Origin of the sequence: Kitasatospora sp. NPDC057738, assembly GCF_042798815.1 — a bacterium.
In the GTDB taxonomy this organism is placed as follows: Bacteria; Actinomycetota; Actinomycetes; order Streptomycetales; family Streptomycetaceae; genus Kitasatospora; species Kitasatospora lactacystinica.
The window spans coordinates 1-17,116 of sequence record NZ_JBHVJT010000039.1 but is presented as its reverse complement, the minus strand read 5'-3'; the positions used below and the strand labels follow the sequence as shown (position 1 = coordinate 17,116).

Annotated in this window: 15 protein-coding genes; 2 read left to right on the top strand and 13 right to left on the bottom strand. The window is 73.7% G+C overall.

Features of this window, described 5'->3' with window-relative positions; all coding sequences use genetic code 11:
* Positions 1 to 129: 129 nt before the first annotated feature.
* Positions 130 to 786: a hypothetical protein gene (locus tag ACFVGO_RS21555; protein WP_380350901.1), complete on the top strand. Its 657-nt coding sequence runs from the start codon at positions 130 to 132 to the stop codon at positions 784 to 786.
* Positions 787 to 934: 148 nt separating this feature from the next.
* Here the strand turns inward: ACFVGO_RS21555 and ACFVGO_RS21550 are convergent, their stop codons facing one another.
* From ACFVGO_RS21550 to ACFVGO_RS21540, 3 genes are all read right to left on the bottom strand, one after another.
* Entirely contained in the window at positions 935 to 1,591 is a 657-nt protein-coding gene (locus ACFVGO_RS21550) for a hypothetical protein (protein ID WP_359912711.1), read from the bottom strand.
* A 101-nt stretch (positions 1,592 to 1,692) separates the two neighbouring features.
* Complete coding sequence (locus ACFVGO_RS21545; RefSeq protein WP_359912708.1) at positions 1,693 to 2,391, bottom strand: ribonuclease HII; 699 nt, start codon at positions 2,389 to 2,391, stop codon at positions 1,693 to 1,695.
* Positions 2,392 to 2,584: 193 nt separating this feature from the next.
* The gene (locus ACFVGO_RS21540; RefSeq protein ID WP_359912705.1) at positions 2,585 to 3,190 is read right to left on the bottom strand and encodes a TetR/AcrR family transcriptional regulator; all 606 of its coding nucleotides are present in this window, start codon (positions 3,188 to 3,190) and stop codon (positions 2,585 to 2,587) included.
* 403 nt (positions 3,191 to 3,593) lie between these two features.
* Here ACFVGO_RS21540 and ACFVGO_RS21535 point away from each other — a divergent pair, with 403 nt between their 5' ends.
* Entirely contained in the window at positions 3,594 to 5,141 is a 1,548-nt protein-coding gene (locus ACFVGO_RS21535) for an MFS transporter (RefSeq protein WP_380633448.1), read from the top strand.
* 189 nt (positions 5,142 to 5,330) lie between these two features.
* Here ACFVGO_RS21535 and ACFVGO_RS21530 read toward each other — a convergent pair whose 3' ends face one another.
* The 10 genes from ACFVGO_RS21530 to ACFVGO_RS21485 form a co-directional block, all read right to left on the bottom strand.
* Entirely contained in the window at positions 5,331 to 6,854 is a 1,524-nt protein-coding gene (locus ACFVGO_RS21530) for a DUF4153 domain-containing protein (RefSeq protein ID WP_380633446.1), read from the bottom strand.
* Positions 6,855 to 7,379: 525 nt separating this feature from the next.
* Entirely contained in the window at positions 7,380 to 8,408 is a 1,029-nt protein-coding gene (locus tag ACFVGO_RS21525; RefSeq protein ID WP_380350852.1) for a carbohydrate ABC transporter permease, read from the bottom strand.
* Positions 8,405 to 9,472: a sugar ABC transporter permease gene (locus ACFVGO_RS21520; protein ID WP_359912697.1), complete on the bottom strand. Its 1,068-nt coding sequence runs from the start codon at positions 9,470 to 9,472 to the stop codon at positions 8,405 to 8,407. The genes ACFVGO_RS21525 and ACFVGO_RS21520 overlap by 4 nt, the downstream gene beginning before the upstream one ends.
* Before the next feature lie 177 nt (positions 9,473 to 9,649).
* The gene (locus ACFVGO_RS21515; protein WP_359907030.1) at positions 9,650 to 11,038 is read right to left on the bottom strand and encodes an ABC transporter substrate-binding protein; all 1,389 of its coding nucleotides are present in this window, start codon (positions 11,036 to 11,038) and stop codon (positions 9,650 to 9,652) included.
* Positions 11,039 to 11,389: 351 nt separating this feature from the next.
* Positions 11,390 to 12,604, bottom strand: coding sequence for a cytochrome P450 (locus ACFVGO_RS21510; protein ID WP_359907032.1), 1,215 nt, complete (start codon positions 12,602 to 12,604; stop codon positions 11,390 to 11,392).
* A 35-nt stretch (positions 12,605 to 12,639) separates the two neighbouring features.
* On the bottom strand, positions 12,640 to 13,884 hold the full coding sequence (locus ACFVGO_RS21505; RefSeq protein ID WP_380350848.1) for a cytochrome P450: 1,245 nt from the start codon (positions 13,882 to 13,884) through the stop codon (positions 12,640 to 12,642).
* Positions 13,881 to 14,612, bottom strand: a complete 732-nt coding sequence (locus ACFVGO_RS21500) for an ATP/GTP-binding protein (protein ID WP_380633481.1) — start codon at positions 14,610 to 14,612, stop codon at positions 13,881 to 13,883. Before ACFVGO_RS21500 ends, ACFVGO_RS21505 begins: the two co-directional genes overlap by 4 nt.
* A 91-nt stretch (positions 14,613 to 14,703) precedes the next feature.
* On the bottom strand, positions 14,704 to 15,072 hold the full coding sequence (locus tag ACFVGO_RS21495; RefSeq protein WP_359907038.1) for a DUF742 domain-containing protein: 369 nt from the start codon (positions 15,070 to 15,072) through the stop codon (positions 14,704 to 14,706).
* Positions 15,069 to 15,506 carry a roadblock/LC7 domain-containing protein gene (locus ACFVGO_RS21490; RefSeq protein ID WP_359907041.1) on the bottom strand — a complete coding sequence of 146 codons (438 nt, stop codon included), beginning with the start codon at positions 15,504 to 15,506 and terminating at the stop codon, positions 15,069 to 15,071. Before ACFVGO_RS21490 ends, ACFVGO_RS21495 begins: the two co-directional genes overlap by 4 nt.
* The coding region (locus tag ACFVGO_RS21485) for an ATP-binding protein (protein ID WP_380633442.1) at positions 15,506 to 17,116 on the bottom strand (1,611 nt) is incomplete at its 5' end. The genes ACFVGO_RS21485 and ACFVGO_RS21490, both read right to left, overlap by 1 nt.

Below are 17,116 nucleotides of genomic sequence, written 5' to 3'. Positions count from 1 at the left end.
CCCGGTCCGCTGGCCCCGCCCTTCGGCGTACCCAGGCACCCGCCTGCCCACGGGCCAGGAAGGAGGATCGTGATCAACGGTATCGACCGAGGTCAGAACCCCTTCTCCGGGAGTCCGGAACCCAGACGGGTGCTGGACCTGGAGACCTGGACCGCCTCGGGGATCCCGTTGCTGCGCGACCCCCGCGAGTTCGTCCTGGAACTGCACCAGCATCACCTGCCGCAGCCGGGCACCGTCGTGGTCGCCGTCCTGGACGCGCTCCACCGCCTCGTCGCCTCGGCCTCGTTCACCCCCTGGCCGCACGACACCGACGGCTGGCAGCACCGCAACGCGCTGCTGACGCACCTGCGCCGGATCATTCCGCACGACCTGAGACGGTCCGAGCCGACCCGGACGGCCGTACTGCTGCGCTGCCGCGACGGCGCACCCGGCTGGACGGAGCAGGACGGCGCCTGGATGTGGGCACTGAGAGACGCGTCCGCGCTCCACGGACTGCGCTGCGGCGCGTACATCGGGCTCACCCCGGCGGGTTGGCAGGTCCTCGGGGACGGACGGGGCGGACGCAACCCGCACGCGGGCTCGTGGGCCGACGGGCCGGTGCACACCGTGACGGAACTGCCGCCGCGCTCGGCGCTGGACGCCCCGCGCAACCACCGCACCCGCCAACAGGCCGCCGACCAGGCCGAGCGCGGCGAGGACGCGGCACGCTCCCCGAAGTCCGAGCCCCCGTGGGCAGCGGCGCGGGTCGCAGCGGCCGAACCGACGCGCCGCACCGGCACGGGCTGAGTCCGCACGGGCCACCGGCCCCACCGGGCCGTCGACGGTCGACCGCCGGCCGTCGACACCTGCCGACGCCACCGGCCCCGAGCGCCGTGGGACGGACCCCGGGCCCGGCACCGTACGACGGCACCGGGCCCGGGGTGGACGACTGTGGTCAGGCCTTGACCGGACGGCTCGGCGCGGCTCCGGCCGCGCCCACGGCAGCCGGACCGGCGTCGCCGCAGACCACCAGCAGCGCGGTCGCGCGGCCGAGCGCCTTGGTGTATGCCTCGGCGGCCCGGGCGGACGGTCCGCCGTTGACCACCAGGACGACCACCTCGCGGGTGACCGGACGGGTCAGCGCGGCGTCCGCGTAGAACACGTCCCCGCCCTCGGCGAGCTGCGCCCAGTAGCGCTCCTCACCGAAGGAGAGCTCGTGCTGCTGCCACGGGTGGGCCTCGCCGACCGTCAGCACCAGGATGTCGCCCGGATCGCGGCCGGACTCCAACAGCAGGTCGACCGCCTCGTCGGCGTGCTCCACGGCCCGCGCCGGGGTGGCGGCGATCCGTTGGACCTCCACCTGCGGTGCGGCGGGGGCCGGGCGGCGCGGTGCCGGCCCGGGCTTGGGGATCAGTCGCGGCGGGCCCGGACGGGCGGCGCGCGGCGGGACCGGGCGCGGAGGCGCCGGACGGGGGCCGGGCACCGGAGCCGGGGCGGCGACGGTGGTGGTGGGTGCGGTGGCGGGGGCTTGTGCGTCCGACTCGCGGGGGAAGGGAACGCCGGGGCCCGGGATGCTCTCGTGAATCTCCGGCTCCTCGGGGAAGACAGGCATACCCGGATATCTATCAAATGCCGGTCGGACGCGCACGGGCGCCCCACCCATTGGGCACCGGTCTCCTGCCGCCCCCTCCCGGGGCAATTCCAGACGGATCGTCAGAAACCGAGCGTCAACTGTTCGTCGGCGGACCCACGGCCGTCGCCCGCACCCTCCCGGACGCGCTTGAGATGGCGCCACTTCGGCAGTGCGTCCAAGTACGCCCAGGAGAGCCGGTGGTGCCCGGTGGGGCCGAACTCCTCCAGTGCGGCGCGGTGCACCGGGGACGGGTAGCCGGCGTTGTCGGCGAAGCCGTACTCCGGGCACCCCTCGCCCAGTTCGGCCATCAGGCCGTCGCGGTGGACCTTGGCGAGCACCGAGGCGGCGGACACGCAGATGCAGGACTGGTCGCCCTTGATCACCGTGCGCACCCGCCAGGGGCCGCCGAGGTAGTCGTGCTTGCCGTCCAGGATCACCGCGTCGGGTTCGACCGGCAGCGCCTCCAGCGCGCGGACGGCGGCCAGCCGCAGCGCCGCCGTCATGCCGAGCTCGTCGCACTCCTGCGGGGAGGCCTGCCCGAGCGCGTACGCGGTGACCCAGTCGGCGAGCACGGGGGCGAGCGCGCGGCGGCGCAGCTCGGTGAGCAGCTTGGAGTCGGTCAGCCCCTCCGGCGCCTTGCGCAGGCCGGTGACGGCCGCGCCCACGGTGACCGGCCCGGCCCAGGCGCCGCGCCCGACCTCGTCGAGACCGACGACGATCTTGGCGCCGGCCCGGCGGAGCGAGCGTTCGACGGAGTGCGTCGGGGGGACGATGGGCATGGCGTCTTCCGTTCAGCGGGGGCAGCCTCCAGCCTAAGCCCGGTCCGCGACCGCCGAGTCCGCCCGCCCGGGCGGGCGGGGCCGTCAACGGACGGACGGGCGGGCGGGGCAGTCACCGGACGGACGGGCGGGGCCGTCGACGGGCGGGCGGGGCCACCGGGCCACACGCTCCGCGCGCCCGGCGCCGGCCGCCTCAGGCCCGGATCATCGGCTCCAGCACCTCGTCCACCAGCCGGCCGGCGAAGCCCGGCCCCATGTTCTCCAGCCCGCGGATCTTGACCTGGTAGAGCAGTACCGCCGGAATGACGTCCGCCACCAGGGGGGTGGCCGCGCCGGGCCGGACGTCGCCGCGCTCGGCGCCGCGGCGCAGGATCTCCAGGATGGTCCGCGCGGTCGGCTCGATGACCCGGTCGGTGACGAAGGCCTTGAAGACCTCGGCCCGCTCGTGGTCGATCTCGCCCATCAGCGCATTGAGCGCGGAGCCCACCCGGGAGGTCATCGCCTTCGTGAACCCCTCGACGAGCCGGTGGAGTTCGTCCCGTGCGGACCCGAGGTCGGGGGTGTCGTAAGGGCGTGGGAGAGTGGCGTCCAGGGCGTCGAGAACGAGTTCGTCCTTGGACGCCCAGCGCCGGTAGAGCGCGGCCTTCCCGGTCCGCGCCGCACTGGCGACCCCTTCCATGGTCAGCCGCGCGTATCCGCCGGAGGTGAGCTGGTCGAGCGCGGCCTCGAAGATCGCCGCCTCCAGTTCCTTCCCCCGGCGGCGCGCCGGCCGCCTCAGTGCCTGGTGGGCGGCCCGCACCGGGCAGAAGGCCGGGTCCGCGCCCGGCCTGCCGCCCGGCTCCGCGCCGGCTCCGACGCCCTGCCCCGTGACCGCCGCCCCGGCGTCCGCCTCCGCGGGCCGAACGGTCCCCTCCCTCGACGCCGGGTCCGCCTGGCCGGCCGAGTCCGCCGGCCCTCCCGGAGGACCCCCCGGGGCGCCTCCCCGCGACCGACCGGACCGGTCCGCCACCAGGCGCCGCACCAACCGCTCCATCGCCACCATCCTTAAGGAACGCTTGCGTTCACAATCACGGCCAGGATATCGTCCCGATTAGTGAACGATCCCGTTCCTTCCAGGCCTGCGCAAGGGCGCGCGGCCACACCCGGACCGGCGACTCCGCCGAACCGCACCACCGAGCACACAGCCAGCAGGGGGCACATTCGTGGCCATCTCCGACACGCTCAGCAAGAACTCGCCACCGCGGACGAGCCAGGGGCGGGGCAAGGGCATCACCCTGACCGTCATCGCGGCCACCCAGCTCATGGTGGTCCTCGACGCGACCATCGTGAACATCGCGCTTCCGCACATCAAGGACGCCCTGGGCTTCTCCACCACCGACCTGTCGTGGGTCATCAACGCCTACACCCTGACCTTCGGCGGGCTGCTGCTGCTCGGCGGTCGCGCGGGCGACATCCTCGGCCGCCGCCGGGTGTTCATCTTCGGCACCCTGCTGTTCGGCCTGGCCTCGCTGCTCGGCGGTTTCGCGCAGGACAGCACTCTGCTGCTGGCCGCCCGCGCGCTCCAGGGCATCGGTGGCGCGATCTGTTCCCCGACCGCCTTCGCCCTGATCGCGACCAACTTCGACGAAGGACCCGAACGCAACCGCGCGTTCGGCGTGTTCTCGGCGGTCGCCGGTTCGGGCGCCGCGATCGGCCTGCTGGCCGGCGGTCTGCTCACCGAGTACCTGAACTGGCGCTGGGTGTTCTTCGTCAACGTGCCGATCGCGATCCTGATCGCGATAGCCGCGCCGCGCTACATCGCCGAGTCCGAGCGCCACCCGGGCCGCTTTGACCTGCCCGGCGCGCTCACCTCGACTCTCGGCCTGGTCGGCCTGGTCTACGGATTCATCCGGGCCGCCTCGGACGGCTGGTCGGACGGCATCACGCTCGGCTCCTTCGCGGCCGGCGCGATCCTGCTCGCGGCCTTCCTCGTGGTGGAGAGCCGCACCGACCAGCCGATCACCCCGATGCACCTGTTCGCCGACCGGAACCGCACCGGCGGCCTGGTGATGATGCTCTGCCTGGCCGCGGCCATGTTCGGCATCTTCTTCTACGTCGTGCTGTTCGTGCAGGGTCCGCTCGGCTACAGCCCACTGAAGGCCGGCGTCTCCTTCCTCCCGATCAGCGTCGCGATCATCATCGCCGCGCAGATCGCCTCCAACCTCCAGGCCAAGTACGGCCCGAAGCCCTTCATGGCGGGCGGCGCGCTGCTGGTCACCGTCGGGCTCAGCTGGCTGACCCAGATGAGCAAGGACAGCGGCTACCTGGACGGGGTGCTCGGCCCCACGGTGGTGTTCGGCTTCGGCATGGGTCTGATCTTCGTCCCGGTGATGCTGCTCTCCGTCGCCGGTGTCCCGGGCGAGGAGACCGGCGCCGCCTCCGGCCTCCTCAACTCGATGCAGCAGATCGGCGGTTCGCTCGGCCTGTCGATCCTGACCACGGTCTTCGCGCACTACGCCACGGCGGAGGCCACCGCGCAGCTGCCGAAGTTCATGGAGAGCGCGACGCCGGAGCAACTGGCCTACCTCCAGCAGCACCACGAGTTCCCGCCGGGCACGGACGCCGCCAACACCGTGCTCACCCAGGGCATTTCGCACGGCTTCATCGTGGGTGCCGCGCTCGCGGCGGTCGCCCTGCTCGTCGCGGTCTTCGCGATCAAGGCCAAGGCCAGCGACCTGCCGAGCGGCTCATCCGCCGTCGCGATGCACTGACACCGTCACGGCGCTCCGACGCCGTCACGATGCGGCGGCACCGCGGCCCGCGGCCGCGACACCGCGCGACAAGCCACAAGCCACAAGCCACAAGCAGGCGCAACAAGCCGCCGCAGGACGCAGGGCCGGCCGGGAGCAGCACGCTCCCGACCGGCCCTGCCGCCGTCCGCGGGCCCCGCCCCGGTCGTCCTACCTGTCCTCGTACGCCAGCCTCGCCCAGTCGCAGGCCGTGCGGCCGGGCGCCGTCGAGTCCATCAGCGGCCGCTCCGCCAGGATCTCCCGGGCCCGGGCGGCCGCCAGGTTGGTCGCATACCAGGGCTTCGACGCTCCGCCCACGCCCTGACCGATCAGCTGCAGCGCACAGCTCCGCTGCGGCTCGGGGAGCCGGTCCAGGGCGGGCACCGCGTCCGCCGCGAGCCGGCGGACGTTGCGCAGGTCGATCGCCGCGGTGTGCGGGTCGGTCCGCAGCGCCCGTTCGTACCGGGTGACGTTCTGCTCGGCGACGATCGCGTCCGGGCCCATCAGGCCGTAGACCGCGGCGGTGAGCATCCCGCTGAGGACGACGACGCGCGGCAGCCAGCCGGTGCGGCGGGTCAGCCCTGCCGCGATCAGCAGCAGGAAGACGGCGCCCAGCCAGACCTCGACCACCAGCACCCAGAGCCGCAGCCGGGTGAGCCCGGAGGCGTCCACGTAGAACCACATCCTGCCGAGCGCCGAGGCGACCACGGCCAGCGCCAGCAGGCAGAGCAGCCCGAGCAGGATCCGCGCCATCCGGCGGTCGGCCGCGGTGCTGCGCGGCGCCCACCGCTTGGCGACCGCGACCACGACCAGCGTGAGCACGGTGATCACGCTCAGCTGCCAGAAGCCCTGCCGGGCGTACGCGGAGCGGCTCATCCCGGTGTTGCTCAGCACGGCGTCCGCCCCGCCGAGCACCACCACGGCCTGGATCACGGCGAAGACGCCGAACATCAGGTTGAGAGCGACCAGCGGCAGCGCCCACTCCAGCCGGCGCCGCTCCCGGCCCGGCCGGATCACCGTACGGTCCCAGCGGCGCGGGCCGGCGGCCATGTGCGCGAAGCCCAGCGCGGTCGCCGACCCGAGCACGAACAGGACGCCGCGCCCCGGGAGTTGGTCGAGGTCGAGGTCAGGGCTGAGGCTGCCCAGCAGGTCCGCCATGGCGGCGTCGGCGCTGGCGAACAGCAGGCCGAAGACGGTCAGCAGGGCGGCGGCGACCGCGAGCGCCTTGAGCACCGGGACGATCCGGCCGCGGCCGGGCAGGTTCCGCCGGTCCACGCTCTCCCAGACCCAGACCACCGAGGGCACCAGCTGCCACAGGATGCCGGGCAGCGGGAACAGCACGCCCGCCCAGCGGCGGCCGCCGTGCAGGGCCAGCGAGGCCAGCGCGAGCGCGCCGACGGCAGCCAGCACCCCGGGCCAGGAGGCGTCCCAGCAGGCCGGAACGGCGAGCAGGGCGAGGGCGAGCAGGCTCCACGCCGCCGTCCAGGGCCGGATCCGGCGACCGGCCGCCCGGGCGGTGACCCCTGCCCCGACGGCGACGGCGGCGCCGAGTACCAGCAGATTGGGCCCCAGGCCGTCGAAGAGCAGCCAGGCCGTCAGCAGGCCGGTGAGCAGGGCCGCCAGGGCGACCCCGGGCCTGGCCGCCGCCCGTCGTTCGGGGTCGCTGCGGCGCAGCCACGCACCGGTCGAGGGCACGGGCGCGCCGGGAACCCGGCCCGGGCCCGGCCGCCCTTGCCGGCCCTGCGACCCCTGCGACCCCTGCGACCCCTGCAGTCCCTGCGACCCCTGCGGGCCGGGGCCCGTCGCACGGTACGGGCCGTACGGGTCGTACGCGTCATAAGGGTTGTGCGGCTCGGTCGGGCCGGCCGCCCCGGCCTCCTCGGTCGCCCCGGACAGGCCCGGAACCCCGGTCGCCCCCGACACCTCGGACGCCCCCTGCGGCTCGGACGTCCCCTGCAGCTCGGTCGAGCCGGTCGAACCGGTGGAGCCGGGCGAGCCGGGTGAACCGAGCGAATCGGGCGAATCGGGCGCGGCAGGAACGGACGGACCTGACATGAGTCCCCCTCAGTGGTCGGCGGGCATGCGGAGGCCACCCGTCGGGCGGTCCACCGGCGGGCGCTCTCGGCGCCCCGGCCGCTGCCGACTGTAGACCATTCTGAACAGGTTCAAAAGTCAGCTCTGAACGCGTTCAGAACGCCCTCACCACCAAGGACTCCCCCGCTACCCCTTCACCGACCCGGCCAGCAGCCCGCGAACGAAGTACCGCTGGAGACTGAAGAAGACGATCAGCGGCACGACGATCGACAGGAACGCCCCGGCCGTCAGCAGCTCCCAGCGCCCGCCGAGCGAGCCGGACAGCTGCGCCAGCCGCACCGTCATCGGCGCCACCTCCGGCGTGCCGCCCGCGAAGGTCAGCGCCACCAGCAGGTCGTTCCAGACCCACAGGAACTGGAAGATCGCGAACGAGGCCAGCGCCGGGGTGCACAGCGGCAGCACGATGGAGCGGAAGATCTTGAAGTGCGAGGCGCCGTCCACCACCGCGGCCTCCATCAGGTCGCGCGGCAGCTGGGCGATGAAGTTGTGCAGCAGGAACACCGCCAGCGGCAGCGCGAACATGGTGTGCGCCAGCCAGACCGGCGCGTAGCTGCCCTTCAGGTCCACCGCCGGAATCAGCGTCAGCGCGCCCAGGTGCGCGCCGCCGGCGAACAGTCGCAGCAGCGGGATCAGCGCCATCTGGAGCGGCACCACCTGGAGCGCGAACACCGTGAAGAAGACCGCGTCGCTCCCCCGGAACCGCACCCAGGCCAGCGCGTACGCCGCCATCGCCGCCAGTGCCAGCGGGAAGACCGTCGCCGGGATGCTGATCGCCAGCGAGTTGACCAGGAAGGGCATCAGGCCGGTGGAGACCCCGGATCCGCCCTCGAACAGCACCGAGTGGTAGTTGCCGAGGCCGAGGTCGGGGTGGAGGAAGGCGTTCCACCAGCCGCTGGCGGTCACGTCCTGCTTGGGCCGCAGCGAGGTCACCAGCAGACCCAGCGTCGGGACCGTCCAGAGCACCGTCATCGCGATCACGAAGACCGAGGCCAGCGGACTGCTGAAGGCCTTCCGCACCGGCCGCGCCGCACCGGCCGGTCGCACCGCCCCCTCCGGCCGTGCTCCCTTCGCCCGGCGCGCCGCCTTCACCTGCCGGGCCGATTCCTCCGGCCGCACCGTCTTCGCCGTCCCCTCCCGGCCGTCCGTCCCGGTCACCGGACCTCACGCTCCTTCCGCAGCTGCAGGATGTTGTAGGCCACCAGCGGCAGCACCGCGAGGAAGAGGAGCACCGCGAGGGCGCTGCCCCGCCCGGAGTTGAACTGCACGAAGGACTGCGAGTACATCTCGTTGGCCAGCACCTGGGTGCCGAAGTTGCCGCCGGTCATGGTGCGGACGATGTCGAAGGCCTTCAGGGTGATGATCATGACGGTGGTCAGGACGACCATCACCGTGGTGCGGATCATCGGCACGGTGACGTACCAGAACAGCCGCACCCCGCTCGCGCCGTCCAGCCTGGCCGCCTCCACGACCTCGTCCGGGATCGCCTTGATCGCCGCCGACAGCACCACCATCGCGAAGCCGGTCTGCACCCAGACCATCACCGCCATCAGCAGGAAGGTGTTCAGCGGCTGCGAGAGCAACCAGTTCGGCGGATCGTCCCAGCCCACCGCGACGGCGAGCTGGCTGAGCAGGCCGATCTGCGGCTGGCCCGGACCGCGCGACTCGTAGACGAACTTGAAGATGATCGACGCTCCGACCAGCGAGATCGCCATCGGCATGAAGATCAGCGACTTGTACACCGACTGGCCGCGCATCCGGTCCACCAGCAGCGCCAGCACCAGCCCCAGCCCGGTCGCCGCCAACGGCGCGACCACCAGCCAGAGCAGCGTGTTGACCAGCACCTTCTGCACCGAGTCGGAGGTGAAGGCCCAGCCGAAGTTCTCACCGCCGACGAACCGGGTGCCGTCGTCGTTCTGGAGGCTGAGGTAGACCGTGCGGACCAGCGGCACGACCAGGCCGACGGCCAGCAGCAGCACCGCCGGGCCGAGGAACACCGCGACCGCCAGCGGACGGGCCAGGCGGCCCCGGGCCCGGCCGGCGACCAGGAAGACCACCAGCAGGATGCCGAGGAAGCCGGCGACGGCGCCGAAGGTGTTGCCGAACTTGACCGCCGCGTCGTTCCAGGTGCCGGCCGCCAGTCTCTCGGCGACCAGCCCGCCGGCGGCCAACCGGTCCGCGGCCAGCTCGGCGGCGGGTGACGGGAATCCGGGTACGGACATGGCTGTGCGTCCCTTCGGGCGTGGTGGGAAGGGGGCGGGCGGTGCGGGTGGGTGGCCCCGCACCGCCCTCGACAGGTGGTCCCAGTGCGCCGGCAGCGGACCGGCGCCTCGGTTGCTCGCGCCGGCAGCACAACCGACGCGTCGGTTGCTCCCGCCGGCAGCGGAGCGGCGCGTCGGCTACTGCGGCCAGGCGGCGTCGATGTCGGCGGCGGTCTTCTGGATCGACTGCCCCTCGGCGAACCACGCGGTCAGCGACTTCCACTCCTGTCCGGCGCCCACGGCGGCCGGCATCAGGTCGGAGCCGTCGAAGCGGAAGGTCGCCGACGGGTCGGTCAGCGCCTCGGCCGACAGCTTGTCGATCGGGTCGGTGTAGAGGCCCTTGTCCACGCCCTGGTTGGCCGAGACCCAGCCGCTCGCGGTCTTCACCCGGCTGCTCGCCCAGGCGGAGCTGGACAGGTAGTTCTGCACCGCCTGCACCTCGGGCCGGCCGGAGAAGGCCGCCAGGAACTCGCCGCCGCCCTCGACCGGATTGGCGATCGACGGGTTCACCGCGGGCAGGTGGAAGGCGAAGACGTCCCCGTCCGGGCCGACCTTGGTGCCCTTGGGCCACTGCGCCTCGTAGAAGGAGGCCTGCTGGAGCAGCATGCACTTGCCGCTCAGGATCGGGGTGCCCGCGTCCTGGAAGGTGGTGGTGGCGATCGACTTCACGTCACCGAAGCCCGCGTTGACCCAGGCCGGGTTCTGCATCCAGTCGGCGACCGTCTTCATCGCGGTGGTGATCTTCGGGTCGGAGAACTTCACCTGGTGGCCGACCCACTGGTCGTACACCTCGCCGCCGTACGAGCCGAGCACCACCTCCTCCAGCCAGTCGGTGGCCGGCCAGCCGGTGGCCGTTCCGGAGGCGATGCCGCCGCACCACGGCTTGGCGCCGCCCGCCTTGGCGATCCGGTCGCTGAGCGCCATCAGGTCGGCCCAGGTCTTGGGCGCCTCGTAGCCGGCCGCCTTGAAGGCCTTCGGCGAGTACCAGACCAGGGACTTCATGTTGGCGCTCATCGGGGCCGCGTAGAACGTGCCGTTGACCGATCCGTAGGTCTTCCAGATCGGGCTCCACTTGTCCTGGTTGGCGACGGTCTGGGCGGGCGGCTTCACCACCTTGCCGCTCTTCACCATCTGCGCCAGCAGGCCCGGCTGCGGGATGATCGCGAAGTCCGGGGCGTTGCCCCCGGAGACCCGGACCGGCAGCTGGGACTCGAAGTCGTTCGAGCCCTCGTAACTGATCTTGATCCCGGTGCACTTGCTGAACTCGGCCCAGGACTTCTCCAGGTTGTCCGACTCCGGGCTCAGGATCGAGGCGAACATCGTCACCGTGGTACCCGCGTGTCCGGCGTACGGCTGGTACGCGGCGCAGTCACCGGACAGCGACGCGGCCGATCCGCCCCCGCCGCCGCCCGAACCGCCGGAGCTGTTGGAACAGGCCGCGGTCAGCGCCAGCGCCGCCACCAGGGCGGCCGCGGCGACCGGACGACGGCGGTAACCCGGGTGCTGCGCGGTCGGGTTGAGGGTCAATGCGGTTCTCCTCGCCAGGGCGTGCTGCCGACGGTGGGCTGAACGACATCGCGCTGTACCGGAGATGGGCCAGGGGGTCACGGACGGGGGATCACGGACGGGGATCACGAACGGGGATCGCGGACGGGGATCGCGGACGGGGATCGCGGACGGGATCACGGGCGAGCCGCGTCCGGACTGATCGAAGACGTTAACGCAGCCGCCGCCCCTCGCCAAGGTCCACGTTCGACCTTCACAAGCCGGTGTCCCGACCGTGACCCGCGACCAGGCGGTTCCCGGACCGCCACCGCCAGAAGTCGAAGGCCCCGACCGGAAATCCGGACGGGGCAGATGACATGACGATGCATCAGGTCAGAACAGCCGGATCGGCAGCTCCCGCAGGCTGTTCACCACCAGCGAGGGGCTCGGCCGCAGCTCGGCGTCCGGCACCGCGAGCGACAGCCCCGGGAAGCGCTCGAACAGCGCGGGCAGCGCGATCCCCGCCTCCAGCCGGGCCAGCGGGGAGCCCGGGCAGACGTGCGGGCCGTGCCCGAAGGACAGGTGGCGGGCCGGGTCCCGGGTGAGGTCGAAGACCTCGGCCGTCACCCCGTGCTGGAGCGGGTCGCGGCCGATCGCGTTGTACGAGACCAGCACCGGCTCACCCGCCGGGATCACCACCTCGCCCACCGGGATGTCCTGCGCGGCGAAACGGAACAGGAAGTTGCTGGTCGGCGGCGTCCAGCGGAGCGACTCCTCCACCACCGCGTCCCAGGACACCCGGCCCGAGCGCACCAGCTCCAACTGGTCCGGGTGGGTCAGCAGCGCCCGCACCGCGTTGCCGATCAGGTTCACCGTGGTCTCGTGGCCGGCCGCGATGATCACCCGCAGGGTGGCCGCAGCCTCCGCGTCGGTCAGCGCCCCGCCCTCGGTGTCGGCCGCCAGCAGCACGCTCGCCAGGTCCTCGCCGGGAGCCGAACGACGCTGCGCCACCAGGCCGTTGACGAAGGCGTTCAGTGCGGCGACGGTCGCCTGGATGCCCTCCGGGTTCGGCTTGATGCCGAAGAACCGCTCGTACAGGTCGCGCAGCAGGCCGTGGTCCGACTCGGGAACGCCCAGCAGCGAGCAGATCACCGTCATCGGCAGCGGGAAGGCGAAGGCCGTCTTCAGGTCCACCACCGGCTCGCCCGCCGCCAGGGCGTCCAGCAGCGCGTGGGTGATCTCCTCGACGCGCGGACGCATCAGCTCCACCCGGCGCGGGGTGAAGGCCTGCGCGACCAGCGCCCGCAGCCGGCGGTGCTCGGCGCCGTCCGTGGTCACCATGCTCGGGCCGGGCACCGCCAGACCGATCAGCGGCCAGGTCTTCGGCACCTCGCCGCGCTGGTACGCCGCCCAGTGCGCGGCGTCCTTCACCAGCCGGGCGTCGGTCAGCAGGTCGCGCGCGGCGGCGTGCCGCGTCACCGCCCAGGCGGCGACCCCACCGGGCAGCTCGACCGGCACCGCCGGACCGGCGGCCCGCAGCAGCGCACCCTCGGCCGCATTGTCACGGGCCAGCGGGTCGAGGACGATTCGGGCCGGGGCAGCGGTCATCGACAACTCTCTTTCGAACGGCGGGTGTTGAATGATCAGGCCGGGTGGCCCGGGGTGAACGAGACCGGCAGCGCCACCAGCCCCCGCACCCAGGCCGACGGCCGCCACACCAGCGCGTGCTCGGCCACCGCCAGCCGAAGGTCCGGCAGCCGGTCGAGCAGCACCTCGATCGCGGTGGTGGCGATCACCTCGGCCGCCTCCTGCGCCGGGAACGGGCAGCCGTGCTCGCCGTACGAGTAGCTCATGTGCGCCCGGTTCCCCTCCGCCGCGCGGCCGTCCGCCTGCCGGACCGCCGGATCGGCGTTGGCCCCGGCGAAGCCCAGCAGGACCATGTCCCCCTCGGCGATCCGCTGGCCGCCCAGCTGGGTGTCACGGACCGCCCAGCGGCCGGCGAAGATCTGGGTCGGGGTGTCCTCCCAGAGCGCCTCGTTCAACGCCTGGCTGATGCTGCGCCGGCCGCCGGCCAGCGAGGCGGCGAACCGCTCGTCGGTGAGCATCAGCCGCAGCGCGTTGGAGATCCAGTACGAGCTCGGCTGGTGGCCGGCGATCAGCAGCACCCGCAGGTCGCGCATCACCTCGTCGTGGGTCAGCCCGGCCGGGTGCGCCAGCATCCGCGAGGCGACATCGGCGCCCGGGTACTCCGCCTTCTCCTCGACCAGCGCGAGCATCAGCTCCAACAGCCGCTGGGCGCCGGCCGGCGCGTCCGGGCCGCCGTCCAGCATCGCCAGCAGCGCCGCGATCAGCTGCGGCGCCTGCTCCTCGTCCAGGCCGAGCACCCGGCACAGCACCAGCAGCGGCATCCGGTGCGCGTACTCGGCGACCAGATCGGCCTCGCCGCGCCCGGCGAACTCGTCGATCAGCCGGTCGGCGATCTCCTCGGCGTGCTTGCGCAGCTCGTACGGGTCGATCCCGGCCAGCGCGTCGGTGACCGCGCGCGAACGCCGGACGTGCTCCTCGCCCTCGGCGTAGAGGATCGACGGCACGGGCGCCATCATCGGCTTCAGCGGCCAGTCGGCGGGCAGCGTCTCCCAGGCGTGCCAGCGGCTGGAGTCACGGCCGAACAGCTGCGGCCGGCCGGTCACCTGCTGGAGCTCGCGGTAGCCGATGACCAGCCAGGCGGGCACGCCGCCGGCCAGCTCGACCGGGGCGACCGGGCCGTGCGCGGCGCGCAGCTCGCGGTAGAGCTGGGACGGGTCGGTCTGGAAGCGCGGCCCGTACAGCGGCGTGGCGCCGGCGTGCGCCGGGCAGCCCGGGGGCGGGGTGGCGGCGGGCTCGGTCACGGGGTGCTCTCCTCGTAGATCACGGTGCGGGACCCTGCCTGGGCGGGCTCCTCGGCCCCGGCGGCAACGGCCCGGGTGGTAACGGCCGGAGCGGCATCGCGCCCGGCGGCAACGGCCCCGGCGGCATCGACCCCGGCGGCAACGGCCGGAGCGGCCCCGCCGGTCAGGGCCTCCTCGTCGGCCCCGGCCAGGGCGGCCAGGTGGTGGACCAGGGCGATCAGCACCTGCTTGCCGGACTCGCGGTTGCGCGCGTCGCAGTCCACCAGCGGTACCCCGGCCGGCAGGTCCAGCGCCTCACGGACCTGCTCCAGGGTGTGGCCGGGCTCGCCGAAGTTGTTGCGGGCCACGATGAACGGCGTGCCGTGGTGCTCCAGTCGGTCGATCGCGTACCAGGAGTCCTCCAGCCGCCGGGTGTCCACCAGGACGACCGCGCCCAGGGCGCCGCTGAACAGCCGGTCCCAGAGGAACCAGAAGCGCTCCTGGCCGGGCGCGCCGAACAGGTACAGCACCTGGCGCTCGGAGAGGGTGATCCGGCCGAAGTCGAAGGCGACCGTGGTGGAGCGCTTGCCCCAGGCGCCGGCCGGGTCGATGCCCTCGCCCGCCCTGGTCATCACCTCTTCGGTGTTCAGCGGGCGGATCTCGCTGACCGAGCCGACCAGGGTGGTCTTGCCCACCCCGAAGCCGCCGACCACGACGATCTTCAGCGCGTTGTCGGCCGTCGCCCGCAGCGGGGTGCGCGCGCCGGCGGGCCGGACGCCGGCAGCGGCAGCGGCAGCGGCACCCGCGTCGGCGTCGGCGTCAACATCGGCGTCCCACGCATCAGAGCCGTTGGAGGCCATGCAGCACCTGCTTCAGCGTGTCGAGGTCGGGCAGCCGGGCCTTGTTCGGCGCGAACCGGGGGTGGCGGGCGGTGACCGCCCCGGACTCCAGCAGGTCGCCGAGCAGGATCTTCACCACTGAGACGGGCAGCGCCAGCTCCGCCGCCACCTCCACGACGGCGGTCGGGGCCTCGCACATCCGCAGGATCCGGGCGTGCTCCGACTGCATCCCCGGCGCCGGCTGCCGCTCGGCGACGATCAGGGTGACCAGGTCGAAGGCGTTCTCCGGCGCCCGGCTGCGGCCCCGGGTGATGGTGTAGAGGCGGTCCGGGTCGTCGTCACGGCCCGGCAGCACCGGCCCGGCAGTCATATGCCGGCGCTCTCTCGCGCGGCGGCCTCGCCCTCCGCCTCCCGGGCGGGCGCGCTGAGGTGGACCCCGATCTGCTCGATCAGGCCGTGCATGTTGTGGCCGACCACGCCGACGTCCGCGTCGTCGTCCGTGACCACCGCGAGGTGCGCGCCCTCACCGGCCGCCACGATGCACAGGATGCCGCCGTGGAACTCGGTCATCGACTGCCGTACGCCGCCGCTGCCGTCGCCGAACTCGATGGAGGCGCCGTGCGCCAGGCTCTGCAGGCCGGAGGCGATGGCGGCCAGCTGGTCGGCCTGGTCGGTGCTCAGTCCGGCGGTGTGGCAGAGCTTGAGGCCGTCGGCGGAGAGGACCAGGGCGTGCCGGGTGCCGGGGGTCGCCGCCAGCAGGTTCTCCAACAGCCAGTCGAGGTCGCGGTCGGTGGCACTGCTCATCAGGTGTCCTTCTCGGTGACGGGGGAAGCGTCGGGCATGGTGTCGGGATCCGTGGTCGGCGCCCCGGCGGGGGGCTGCTCGGCCCCCGCGGGACGGGCGGCGGCCCGGCGGAACGCGCCGAACCGGGCGGCCGCGCCGACCGCGTCGGTGCTCACGGCCTTCGCGGTCCGGGCCGTCGCGGGGGCGCCGGTCGCCAGCGTCTGTCCGCGCCGGCGCTGCGGCAGGCCGCTGTCGGTCATCCGGGCGGGCGCGGCCGGCAGGGCGGGCGCGGTGGACGTCTGCGTCCCGGTGGCGGTCGGCGTCCCGGCCGGGGTCCGCTGCGCGGAGGGCGCCGGAGGCAGGGAGGCGGGCACCGGAGGCAGGGAGACGGGTGCGGGACGCGCCGAGGTGAGCGCGGGGCGCGCGGTCTCCACGGGCGGCGTCTGCGCCGGGACGGACGCCTGGACGGGCGCCGGGGCGGCCGTCGGCACCGGGTGCGTGACGAGCCGCGGCGGGATCAGCATCACCACGCCGGTGCCACCGCGCGCCGAAGGCCGGAAGGAGATCTGCAGCCCGTGCTTGCGCGCCAGCACGCCGACCACCGCGAGCCCCAGCCGGGTACCGGCGGAGAGCGTGGTGAGGTCCAGCGGCTCGGCGCAGACGGCACGCTCGGCCCGGCGCAGCCAGCTGTCGCTCAGCCCCAGCCCGCTGTCCTCGACGGTGACCACCAGCCCGGCCGGCACCTCCTCGACGTAGACGTGCACCTCGGCCGGCGGGGCGGAGAAGTTGGTGGCGTTGTCCAGCAGTTCGGCCAGCGCGTGCATCACGCCCTCGGCCGCGTACCCGGCGACCGCGGCGGTGCTGGCGTTGTGCAGCCGCACCCGCTGGTAGGCGCCGATCCGGCCGAGCGCGCCGCGCAGCACCGACTCCACCGCGATCGGCTTGGCCCAGCGGCGGCCCGAGCGGGCGCCGGTGAGCACCGCGATGCTGTCGGCCATCCGGCCCGCCTGGGCGGTCGAGTGGTCCAGGCTCAGCAGGTCGCCGAGGACCTCCTCGTCGTGCCGGTGCTGCATCTCGCGCAGTTCGGCGTGCATGCTCGTGGCCAGCGCCTGGACCCGCCCGGCGGCGGTCGCGCAGACGGCCAGGGCGGCGGCCCGCAGCCGCTCGCCGCGGCCGATCTCCTCGCCGACGGCGCGCAGCAGCGCGTACTGGGGGTGCTTGCGGTGGGCGGCCAGCGCGCTGTCCACCGCGGCGCCGGCCCGCAGCTTCGCCACCACCTCGGGCAGCACCCCCTCGACGATCCGGGCCAGCTCGGCGCGTTCCGACTCGGCCCGGGCCCGCTCCGTCTGCGCCCCGGCCCGCTCGGCGTCGAGTTCGGCCCGCAGCCGGGCCAGTTCGGTGTGGGCGGCGGTGACGTCCGCCTCGGCGCGGGACTGCTCGGCGCGGGCGGCGTCCCGCTCGGCGAGCGCGGCGGCGGCGCGGTCGGCGGCGGCCGTCTCGGCCTGCCGGGCCGTGCCCGCGGCGACCAGCGCGGCCCGGGTCTCCTCGTGCTGAGCGGCCAGCTCCTCGGTCAGCCCGCGGGCGCGCTCCGCACCGGTCGAGGCGAGGCCGACGGCGATCAACCAGAGCAC